9 protein-coding genes are annotated in these 11,954 nt (G+C 37.1%); 8 read left to right on the top strand and 1 reads right to left on the bottom strand.

The features are described from left to right. The first annotated feature begins 25 nt into the window (after nt 1-25). Nucleotides 26-985, top strand: a complete 960-nt coding sequence (gene metF, locus ACM46_RS00630) for a methylenetetrahydrofolate reductase [NAD(P)H] (RefSeq protein ID WP_048504706.1) — start codon at nt 26-28, stop codon at nt 983-985. A 498-nt stretch (nt 986-1,483) separates the two neighbouring features. Here the strand turns inward: metF and ACM46_RS00625 are convergent, their stop codons facing one another. Beyond that, nucleotides 1,484-2,641 (bottom strand): hypothetical protein, encoded by a 1,158-nt coding sequence (locus ACM46_RS00625; protein WP_048504705.1) that lies wholly within the window; start codon nt 2,639-2,641, stop codon nt 1,484-1,486. An 89-nt stretch (nt 2,642-2,730) separates the two neighbouring features. Here ACM46_RS00625 and folE point away from each other — a divergent pair, with 89 nt between their 5' ends. The 7 genes from folE to ACM46_RS00590 all read left to right on the top strand — a co-directional run bounded on the left by folE (nt 2,731) and on the right by ACM46_RS00590 (nt 11,857). Beyond that, nucleotides 2,731-3,399 carry a GTP cyclohydrolase I FolE gene (gene folE, locus ACM46_RS00620; RefSeq protein WP_047376638.1) on the top strand — a complete coding sequence of 223 codons (669 nt, stop codon included), beginning with the start codon at nt 2,731-2,733 and terminating at the stop codon, nt 3,397-3,399. A 7-nt stretch (nt 3,400-3,406) separates the two neighbouring features. Beyond that, complete coding sequence (locus ACM46_RS00615) at nt 3,407-3,838, top strand: DinB family protein (protein WP_048504704.1); 432 nt, start codon at nt 3,407-3,409, stop codon at nt 3,836-3,838. 72 nt (nt 3,839-3,910) lie between these two features. Further along, on the top strand, nt 3,911-4,633 hold the full coding sequence (locus tag ACM46_RS00610; protein ID WP_048504703.1) for a hypothetical protein: 723 nt from the start codon (nt 3,911-3,913) through the stop codon (nt 4,631-4,633). A gap of 324 nt (nt 4,634-4,957) precedes the next feature. Further along, the gene (cysS, locus tag ACM46_RS00605; protein WP_048504702.1) at nt 4,958-6,424 is read left to right on the top strand and encodes a cysteine--tRNA ligase; all 1,467 of its coding nucleotides are present in this window, start codon (nt 4,958-4,960) and stop codon (nt 6,422-6,424) included. A gap of 340 nt (nt 6,425-6,764) precedes the next feature. After that, nucleotides 6,765-7,928, top strand: a complete 1,164-nt coding sequence (locus tag ACM46_RS00600; protein WP_048504701.1) for a T9SS type A sorting domain-containing protein — start codon at nt 6,765-6,767, stop codon at nt 7,926-7,928. A gap of 151 nt (nt 7,929-8,079) precedes the next feature. Next, on the top strand, nt 8,080-10,734 hold the full coding sequence (locus tag ACM46_RS00595; RefSeq protein ID WP_048504700.1) for a 4-alpha-glucanotransferase: 2,655 nt from the start codon (nt 8,080-8,082) through the stop codon (nt 10,732-10,734). Between the two features lie 139 nt (nt 10,735-10,873). Next, nucleotides 10,874-11,857, top strand: a complete 984-nt coding sequence (locus ACM46_RS00590; protein ID WP_048504699.1) for a hypothetical protein — start codon at nt 10,874-10,876, stop codon at nt 11,855-11,857. Nucleotides 11,858-11,954: the final 97 nt, after the last annotated feature.

Here is an 11,954-nt window from a genome sequence, read left to right as displayed (position 1 = left end):
ATAAAATAAGTAACTAAACTATAAAATGAAGATCACTGAACACATTAAAAACGCAAATGGAAAGACCCTGTTTTCCCTTGAAGTCGTCCCGCCCCAGAAAGGAATAGGAATTGAAGATCTGTATACCAATATAGATCCTCTTATGGAGTTTAAGCCACCTTTTATTGATGTTACCACATCCAGAGAAGAATATATTTACCTTGATAAAGGCAATGGGCTGATGGAGCGCCGCATCACAAGAATGCGCCCGGGAACCTTAGGAATCTGTGCTGCGATTCAGCATAAATACAATGTAGATACGGTTCCGCACCTGCTTTGCGGAGGTTTCACCAAAGAAGAAACAGAATATCTTCTCGTAGACTGTATGTATCTGGGAATTGAAAATATAATGGCTTTGAGAGGCGATGCCATGAAAGGACACCAGTATTTCGAACCTACACAGGGAGGACATGCCAGTGCAATGGATCTCGTTCACCAGATCAATGATTTGGGAAGAGGGAAATATCTCCATAATGAAGATACAGTGGGCGAAGATCTCAATAAATTCTGCATTGGTGTTGCCGGATATCCCGAAAAACATATGGAAGCACCTTCCATGAACTACGACCTGAAATGGCTGAAGCAAAAAGTGGATGCCGGAGCAGACTATATTGTGACCCAAATGTTTTTTGATAACAAGAAATACATCGAATTCGTTACAAAAGCCAGAGAAATGGGAATTACAGTTCCTATTATCCCGGGAATTAAACCTATTGCCACTAAAAAACATTTAAAAATCCTGCCTCAGGTATTTAAAATTGATCTTCCTGAAGAGCTGATCACAGAAGTGGAAAATGCCAAAAACAATGAGGCTGTAAAACAAATCGGAATAGAATGGTCCATCAATCAATGCAGAGAACTGCTGGATTTTGGGGTGCCTGTTTTGCACTTTTATTCAATGGGTAAAAGTGATAATATAAAGAAAGTTGCGGGGGAATTATTCTAAATGAAGAAGTAAATTTGAAAGTAAGGCTTTGTCATAACGGCAAAGCCTTTTTTATTTAAAGAAAGACACATACGTATCAACGTAATCTTTTACTTTGTATTACTTTCCTAAACGAAGTGGCCTTGTTTACCTTTAAAAACGTTCAAAAAGAAAAAAAAATTTGTCTGCCCTTGCGATAAATAAAGATCATTTCAGAATCAATTATTAACCCTATTCCTTCTATAATTTTAAGGTATCTAACTTGTATTACTTTCCTAAACGAAGTGACCTTGTTTATCTTAAAAACGTTCAAAAAGAAAAAAAACTTTGTCTGCCCTTGCGATAAATAAAGATCATTTCAGAATCAATTATTAACCCTATTCCTTCTATAATTTTAAGGTATCTAACTTGTATTACTTTCCTAAACGAAGTGGCCTTGTTTATCTTAAAAACGTTTAAAAAGGAAAAAAAACTTTGTCTACCTTTGCGATAAATAAAAATATTTTCAAAATCAATTATTTAAGCCAATATAGGATGCCTTTCAAAATCCTGAGTACGGTCAAATAAATAACGGTAAGTAGCCAGCTTCCTGGTCACAGTAGTATCAAGACTCTCCGCTATTTTAATCATTTTGGGATTAAAATCTCCGATCCATTGTAGTTCCGTAGTCTTAAAATCCGTATGCTTTCTTAAATGCTGAGTTCCTTCCCAGATCATATAGCCGTCGATTCCCTTTTTCTGCCATTCAGGAATAACCCCGAACACAATGCCCACCATTTTTTCATTCTTCCTGAATCTTTTTATCCACAGGAATTTCAGTTTTTCCACAATCCCGAACCGGCCATGAAGAAATCTGAACCATTGATTCACATCAGGAAGATTCATCCACATCGCAATAGGCTTTTCATTCTCATAGACAAACCACGAAATATGCTCATTGATGATAGGTTTCATGGTATGGAACATTTTAAGCACTTTAGCTTCTTCAAGCTGCTTGCCTTCGCCATGAGCCGCCCAGGCCTGGTTGTAGATCTCCGTAAAATCTTTGGCAAATTTTGCCAGATTGTTCTTCTTCATGGGTTTTGCCGAGATAGAAGGATTCCGGCTGTGTTTGGCATGCATTACTGTAAAAACCCGCGATACTTCTGCAAAAATAGGCCTCGAAAAACAAAGCTGTTCAAAATAAACCTGGAAACCATAATTCTCAAACAGATCTTTATAGTAGGGAGAATTGTAATTCATTCCGTATAAAGGTTCGGAGAAACCTTCTGTGAGAAGTCCCCAGAATTTATCCCGTTCCCCGAAATTAATGGGGCCGTCCATAGCTTCCATCCCTCTTTCCTGAAGCCATGCTTTGCAATGGTCAAAAATAAAATTGGCCGTTTCCTGATCATCGATACAGTCAAAAAAACCGATTCCGCCCGTAGGCTGCTTCTGCGGATAATCACAGAGAATGAAAACAGCCACTTTTCCTACTGTTTCCTGATGCTTGTTTTTAAACAGAAAACGGACACATTCGCCGCATTGAAAGAATTTATTTTTTTCGGGATCAAAGATTTCCCGGATGGTTTTATCCAAAGGTCGTATATAGTTTTTGTCGTGCTGATAAAGCCTGGCGGGAAATTCTAAAAATTCCTGTTGCTGGTTTTCGTTCTGCACTTTTTCGACAATAATCATAGGCTAAGTTGAGAATGGATAATGTTTTTCGTTCAAATTGAAATAGATGAACAGATTTTATCCGTATTTTTGTTGCAAATTAAATAAAAATGGTTGATTTTACTGATAACGACGATGATATTTTCACTGGAAAAGAACATACGCCTATAAGGAAAGATGCATTTGATAAATCGCCACAGGAAAAAATAGAAAAAATTACCGAACTTTTCGGTGAAATTATGGAAACTCTGGGGATGGATATGACGGATGATTCTTTGAAAGATTCCCCAAGACGTGTTGCCAAAATGTATGTAAACGAAATTTTTGGTGGACTTCTTCCGGAAAATAAGCCGGGAATCTCTACCTTTTCCAATAAATACAAATACCGTCAGATGTTGGTGGAAAAAGATATTACCGTATATTCTTTCTGTGAACATCATTTCCTGCCGATCATAGGAAGAGCGCATGTAGCCTATATTTCAAATGGCGAAGTGATTGGGCTTTCCAAGATCAACAGGATTGTAGATTATTATGCGAAAAGACCGCAGGTTCAGGAAAGACTGACGATGCAGATAGTAGATGCTTTGAAAGAAGCGCTTGGAACCAAAGATGTAGCGTGTATCATTGATGCAAAACATTTGTGTGTCAACTGCAGAGGAATAAAAGATACGGCAAGTTCTACCATCACAGCAGAATTGAGCGGTATTTTCAGAACCAATCCTATCACCAGACAGGAATTCCTTCACTATGTGGGAAGCCACGCCAAACTTGATTATTAATAAATAAATGAATTACCGGATTCTAAAAAATATTGTGGATACTGAACTGCAGAGATTTGAAAAGATCTCTGAAGAAGAATGGTCGCATAAGATTTCTCCGGAAAAATGGTCCAGAAAAGAAATTCTTGGCCATCTTTGCGACAGCGCCCTTACCAATATCAGAAGGTTTGTGGTAACGCAGTACAAAGAAAACGATAATATTGTTTATGATCAGGATTTTTGGGTGAAAGCCCAGAATTATCAGAATATTCCGGTTTCGGAAGTGATTACCCTTTGGAAATCCCTGAATTTTCAGATCGTTCATACTGTAGAAAATATACCGGACGAAGCCCTGAGCAGAACCTGTGATACCACAAAAACGGTTCCTCAGACCTTCACGCTGGAATATATTATCCAGGATTATATAGATCATCTGCAGTATCATTTAAAAGCAATTTAATAATTTTAGAAAAGTATAAATCTTACTAACATCACTAAAATAATTTTAATTGATGTTAATCAAAAACAAATTATGAAGAATTTTTTTAAATACTTCCTGGCTTTTACATGTTTTATGCTATTTTTCGGATGTAGTAGTGATGACAACGATAACGATAATAATACGAGTAAATCCCAAAAAAGAATTACCAGATATGTTTCGTCTTTCCCCCAAAAAGATGAAAAATGGTTATATGATGATAAAAAAAGGCTTATTGAGATTGTAGAAAGTAAAATTAAAACAATTTTTACCTATGACCAGTATGACAGGGTTGCAAAGGCCATGAAATATTCAATTGCGTTTCCGGAAAATGCTTATGACTCGACTTTTTTTCATTACAATGATGAGGAGATTGTTATAGAACACGGTTGGAGTAAAACTAAATATATTTTAAATAATGAGGGACAACCCATTCAGGAATTTAGAAAAGGGCTTGGACCGTCATATTCTCTGCAAAAAGAATTTACGTATCAAAACGGCAATATGATAAAAGTAAAAATAGCTGATGCAAAATATGAATTTACATATGATAATAAGAAAAATATTCTTGCGGATTACCCAGTTGGTATTAGATTGCTGGCTTACGAAAGATATATGAATTCTTTGGGATTTATAAGTAAAAATAATATTATCAGCAGTAAATTTTATGGGGGAGAAACTCTGTTTGAAACCATTCCTTATCAATTGACTTATGATAATGATGGATATATTGTAAAAAGCGAAAGCATAGTAGGATATGAAATTATTTCATACTGATTAAAATGGAAATGATAATATTGTTGTTAATCAAAAACAATCTGTTGAAAATAAAACTCCAGTATTGATTGTCTATAGTACTTTTGGTAGGGCATTGAGAAGATTTTTTTCAGTAAATTTGATGAAAACTATTTCCTTATAAGTATAAGAAAATGATTAATAAGGAATACCTTGGATGAGAGAATATTACTATTAAGTTTATAATATGGTTATATTTAAAAAAGTTTCGAACAAAATCTTTCTCACAACAATTATTTGTTGTGGATGCTGTTATTTTAACTAAATTTTAAATCTCTTAATCATTGAATCTTTTAATTTAAAAAAATGCAATTAAAATTATATAACTCGCTTACAGCAGAAAAAGAAATATTTAAACCTATTTTAGAAGGAAATGTCGGGATGTACGTCTGCGGACCTACCGTGTACAGCAATGTGCATTTAGGAAACGTAAGAACTTTTCTTTCTTTCGACTTTATCTACCGTACTCTGGTACATTTAGGATACAAAGTAAGATACGTAAGAAACATTACCGATGCGGGACACCTTACGGATGACGGAAATGTGGATAACGACAGATTCGTAAAACAAACCCGTCTTGAAAAACTGGAACCTATGGAGATCGTACAGAAATATACGGTGGATTTCCACAAAGTTCTGGATATGTTCAACCTGCTTCCTCCTAATATTGAACCTACGGCCACAGGTCATATTGTAGAACAGATAGAGCTTACACAAAAACTTATTGAAAGAGGTTTTGCCTACGAAAGCAATGGTTCCGTATACTTTGATGTATTGGAATACAACAGAAGAGGACTGAACTATGGAGAACTTTCAAAACGTAATATTGAAGAGCTTTTTGCTAATACCCGTGATCTTGACGGTCAGGGGGAAAAGAAAAATCCTCAGGATTTTGCATTGTGGAAAAAAGCCTCTCCGGCGCACATCATGAGATGGAACTCCCCGTGGGGCGAAGGTTTCCCGGGTTGGCACCTTGAATGTACTGCCATGAGCACGAAATATTTAGGTGAAAAATTTGATATCCACGGTGGAGGAATGGATCTTAAGTTTCCACACCACGAATGTGAAATTGCACAAGGAAAAGCCTGCAATGATACTGCTCCGGTAAATTACTGGATGCACGCTAATATGCTGACGATGAATTCCCAGCGTATGAGTAAATCCACAGGAAATTATATACTTCCTATGCAGCTGGTGACCGGAGAAAACGATTTCTTTGAAAAACCTTTTCACCCGTCTATCGTACGTTTTTGCTTCCTGCAGGCACATTACAGAAGTGTCCTGGATATTTCCAATGACGCTATGATTGCCAGTGAAAAAGGATTTGTCAGGCTGATGGAAGCTCTTAAAGTATTGAATTCTGTTACTCCGGATAACGGGAAACAGTCAGGATTTAATCTTCAGGAATGGAAGAATAAAGCATATGATGCCTTAACGGATGATTTTAATTCCCCGGTTCTGATTGCCCATTTATTTGAAGCGGTAAAATATATTTTCGCTTTGAATGATGGTAAGGAAACTATCTCGTCTGAAGATCTTGAAGACCTGAAATCAACATTGAATGCTTTTGTATTTGATGTATTGGGGCTTCAGAATATTGAAGAAAACAATAACGAGAAACTGGATCAGACGCTGAAAGTTTTAATAGAACTTAGAAATCAGGCAAGAAAATCCAAAAACTTTGACCTGTCCGATCAGATCAGAGACAAGCTGCTTGCAGAAGGTATCGAATTAAAAGACGGAAGAGACGGAACGACTTACGTTCTGAATTAACCTTAAAAAATAAATAATACAGTTCCCGCTGATAAAGTGGATGCTCTGGAAATCTTATGGAAATCCTTTGCCATTCATGCAATCAGCGGGAATTTTTTGTTGTGAACATTCGGGTGTAATGATTTTTTGCAGACTGAAGAGTTCTGACATTTTTTTCTCAATCAAAAACTTTGTATAGAAAAAGTAAGGAATTTAGGGATCGTGAAATTGTCATAATATTAGTTTTTGCATTAATTGATTGTAAATATTATGTAAATACTGTTATTTTTTTAAGGGTTCAATTTGTAAATTATGTAACTTAGTCATACAAAAATGATTACGAATCTAAATTCTACAGAGTATGAAAAAACTTTTATTCCCTATTTTCCTGTTAGTGTTAGGTGCGAATGCCCATGCACAACAGGATTTTTTTGCAATTGCCGGAAAAGATACTTCCAGCATTGTTTTCAGTGATTTCCGGGCGATGGATGCTTCCAATGGCTCCTCCGGAGAAAAAATCTTCTCCGCCGATACTTCTGCAAAAGTATTTTCCCAGGCAAGGAGAGGCGCCGTATCTGAAGATAAAAACTCTTACGGCCATTCACAAGCTATTACCATGGCAGCTTTGGCCTATGACCAGACCAACAACAACTTGGTGTATATGCCTATGTTTTCGTCCAACATTTATATTTTAAATGCAAAGACAAAAGAAATCACTTTGGTAGAAAATACGGTGGCAAGAGTAACGTCCTGTGATATCAATTCGCATATTACAAGGATGGCAGCAGGATACGACGGAAATATTTATACCCTCAACAATGCCGGAACGCAGCTGTTGCAGATCAGCCAAAAAGGAGGGCAGTATACCGTGAGCGATCTTGGAATCGTTAAAGATGATGCTTCCAACGGGAAAAATTCATTTACAGCTATGGAAACGGGTTTTGGAGGAGATATGATTGCTGATGCAGACAATAATTTTTACGTTTTTTCCGCATCCGGTAATGTATTTAAGATCAATAGAAAAGATCTGAAAGCGAAATTTGCAGGTAAAATTTCAGGTATTCCCGAAAATTATTCTGTCAACGGATCTGCTGTGAATGCTGCAGGAAAAGTAGTAATTGCCAGTGCAAAAGGAGATTATTTATATGAAGTGGATCTTCAGACTTTAAAGGCAAAGCAGCTTCCCGGAGAAAAAGTTCATATTTATGATCTCGCGAGTAAATATTTTGCCAACGACCGCGCAGCATCAATAAATACATTGGCGAACGTTGATATTTATCCGACAAGAGTAGATGAACATTTCATTAACGTGAGTGTAAATGATAAATCCGTAAAAGGACTGCTTAACCTGACTGTTTTGGATATTTCCGGAAAGAATGTGATGAAACAGAATTTATCAGTTAAAGATGGATCTCTAAATCAGCAGATCGATCTCAAAGGTCTGATAAACGGCGCTTATATCGTAAGTATTGCTAATGAATCCGGTAAAATAATACTGAGCAAAAAAATTCTGGTTACAGAATAAAATGGCTTATAGCGCCAGTATGGATTTCATTTAACTTTATAGAAAATTTAAAACCTTTTCAACTTATTTTGGAAAGGTTTTTTAATGATTATTTGATCTTCAATAAGTTTTATTTTTCGATATTAAAATGTACTTTTATAAAAAAATATAGATGAAGCTCTACTTTAATGTGGGATATATTGCCAGAGCCGGACAGAATCTGCAGCTAGTGATTGTGGATGATAAAGGCGTTGCTTCCCAGACTCATACTCTTTTTTATGCAGAAAATGGAATCTGGAAATGTGAGGTGGATTATTTCTCGAAATCAATTTCATATAAATATCAGCTTGCAGACGAAAAAGGCAATATTCTGAGAGAAGAATTTGTCCTGCATCATCTTAACTTTCCCCATAACTACAAAGAGTTTATTATTTTCGATGAATGGAACAGTAAAAACTTCCCGGAAAATTATTTAAACAATAAAATTCTTTACAATAAGCTTAATCAGTTCGTTCCGGAGAAAGCAACGGTTCTGAAGAAACATACCCATTTATTCAGGATAGAAGCTCCGGTTTATAATCCGGACTGGAGAATTGTATTGTTTGGAAGTACAGCTTCTTTGGGAAACTGGAGTTATGAAAAAGTCGTTCACCTTTCGCAGACGGATTTTGGAATATGGGAAGCTTCCGTAGAAATTCCGGAAAATGAATTTATACAATTCAAATATTGCATTTACGATCAGAAAGAAGAACGGGTGATAGACGTAGAGACAGGAGAAAACAGATTTACTCCTGCCAATCCGCTTACCGATGTACTCCAGATTGTTTCCAATCATTATTTTAAATTCAGGTCATACCAGATGTACCACGATGCAGGTGTTGCGGTGCCTGTATTTTCTTTGAGAAGTGAAAGTGGGTTCGGGGTAGGAGAGTTTTCAGATTTGAAAAAGCTGGCCGACTGGACCAAAGAAACCAATCTGGGAATTATTCAGATTCTTCCCATCAATGATACCACCGCCAATTATTCGTGGACGGATTCTTATCCTTATGCAGCAGTTTCTGTGTATGCATTACATCCGCAATATATTTCCCTTGAAAATCTCGATTTTGCTTTACCGAATGATTTAGTTTCTGAATATCAGTCTGAAAAAGAAGCGCTTAATGCTCTTTATCTGGTTGATTATGAAAAGATGATTGCGGGTAAATGGAAGTTTTTAAAAGCGGTTTTCAATGCTGAGAAAGAAAAAATTTACAAAGACCGCAGCTTCAAAAAATTTATAAAGGATAATGATCATTGGCTGACTCCTTATGCCGCGTTTTGCGTTCTGAGAGATAAATACAAAACCCCGAACTTCAATGAGTGGAAAACTCATAAAAAATACATCGCCGGAAAAGTTCTGCAGTTTTTTAGCACAAAAAGCAAAGATTATGATGCCTCTATGCTTCATGCTTGGGTGCAGTATCAGCTTCATTTACAGCTTAAAGACGCAGTAGATTATACCCACAGCTTAGGCGTTTCTCTGAAAGGAGATCTTCCGATTGGTATTTACAGACATTCGGTAGAAGCCTGGACAGAACCGGAACTTTTCGGCATGAATTTCCAGGCTGGAGCACCGCCGGATCAGTTTACCGAACTGGGACAGAACTGGGAATTTCCAACTTACAACTGGGAAGCCATGAAAGCGGATGATTACCGCTGGTGGAAAAACAGGTTTAAAGCTTTGGAACAGTATTTTGACGCGATGAGAATAGATCATATTCTCGGCTTTTTCAGAATATGGAGAATGCCGATCTCTGCAACACAGGGGATTTTAGGTTATTTCTATCCGGCAGTTCCAGTTGTTTTAGAAGAATTTAAAGCCAAACATATCCCTTTTGATTTTAATCGTTACTGCAAACCGTTTATTAATGAGCATATTTTAAGAAAGTATCTTGGGGAGAACATCGGTAATGCATTCGACTTTATTAATGATCATCAGGACGGAACTTATGCTTTCAAAGATGAGTTTGATACCCAGAGAAAGCTGGCGGATTTTTTCAAAAAGAATCCTCAGGGCCCGATTGAAGAAAAATTGATTTCATTGTGTGCCAATGTTTTATTCCTGACAGAAGAAAGAAACGGCGAGGCGGTTTATCACCCGAGATTCAATGTGTATAATACGGATTCCTACGCCTACCTTTCCGAATGGGAGAAAAAAGCCATCTACGATCTCTACCATGATTATTTCTTCAGAAGACAGGATCATCTTTGGTATGAAAAGGCTATGGAAAAGCTTCCTGTGATTTTAAATGCCACCAAAATGCTGATTTGTGGTGAAGATCTCGGGATGGTTCCTGCATGTGTACCGGTTGTGATGAACGAGCTGGCTATTGTCGCTCTCAAAGTGCAGCGTATGCCTTCAGATAATATTCCGTTCTATAATCCTAAAAATGCAGATTATATGAATGTAGTGACCGCTTCTTCTCATGACAGCTCTACGCTGAGACAGTGGTGGAAGGAAGACCGGGCTTTGACGCAGAAATATTTTAATCAGCAGCTGATCCAGTACGGAAAAGCACCTGAAGAACTGGAGGCTCATCTGGCGGAAATTATTATGAAACAGCACCTTTACAATGATGCGATGCTGGCTATTTTCCCTATCCAGGAATTTATGGCAACCGATCCGGAGCTTACCAATCCGGATATGGATGATGAAAGAATTAATAATCCGGCAGTCTTCCCTCACTACTGGCGCTACAGAATGCATATAAGTCTTGAGGAGCTTAAAGAAAAGAAAACCTTCAGTGAAAAGATTGCATCTTGGGTAAAAGATAGCGGTAGGATATAAATTTAACATTTGATTATCAATTAGTTAATGATAATTTAAAAGAAGTTTAATCTTAGGATTTAACTTCTTTTTTTTATTTGTATCCAAAAGATAGAATAGAGATATTCTGCTATATATTAACCAATTAACGACTATAGAGATGAAAAAAATACTTTTGGGATTTGCTTTGGGACTGGCAGTTTTGTCTTCCGCCCAGCAGTACCCGAATAATGGCTGGGGAGATGATGGGTACAACCAGAACGGAAACGGCTATTATAGTGACGATGACGACAGGAATTATTTTCCGGATGACTATTATTACAACTATCCTCAGGATTATTATCCCGGAGATTATTATCAGGGATATTATAATGACTACAGAAACAGTGTTACCAATGTCAACTGGAATGTATTCTTCAGACAGAACAGATTAAACCGCTGGCAGATAGATGAGATTCTGAGACTGAATAATTTATACGTTAGTTTTTCCACATGGAATAATTTCTACAGATACAATCCGGACAGATGGTATTATGACAGATTCTATGCATTGGAAAGAATCTTAGGACCAAGAGTGTTTGTGACTTTTCAGAACAATTATTATCACGGATCAAGCCCGATTGTGTACTTCCAAAACTACAGAAGAACCTATTATGCACCGAGATATGCCGTAATGCCTAGATACAGAAATGTAAATATCAATGTGTACAGGGTAGACAGAGCAAGATTCAATAGAGCGGATAACCCGACTTTCAATGTGATCAGAACCAGCGACAGACCGAATAACGGATTCAGAGGACCTGTAAGAGACGGAAGCAATTCCGGTGGTTTCCGAAACCAGTCTTCCAATGCAGTAAGATCTGATAATTCATCTGGTGGATTCCGTAGTGAAAACAACAGAGAAAGAAATAACAGCGGGTTCAGAGGACGCTCTGAAAACAACAGCGGTACGAGAGAAGGCTTTGGAAATAACAGAGGATTCAGAGGTGGCGGTGAGGCGAGAAGAGACAGTGCTCCACGAAGAGAAAATAACAGCGGAGGATTCAGGGGAAGCAATGGCGGATCCAGATCTGAAAATTCAAATTCCAATTCTCAGAACAGCAACAACGGAGGTTTCAGAAACCGGTTGGTAAGCAATCAATAATTTTCATATATTATATTTAAGTGGTGTGAAGGACAGGTTTTAGGATCTGTCCTTTTTTTTATTTCTTATTTTATTATTTTGATATTAAAATTTAACA

This window comes from Chryseobacterium angstadtii (assembly GCF_001045465.1).
In the GTDB taxonomy this organism is placed as follows: Bacteria; Bacteroidota; Bacteroidia; order Flavobacteriales; family Weeksellaceae; genus Chryseobacterium; species Chryseobacterium angstadtii.
The sequence above is the reverse complement of the archived record's forward strand: the minus strand, read 5'-3'. Positions and strand labels throughout refer to the sequence as shown.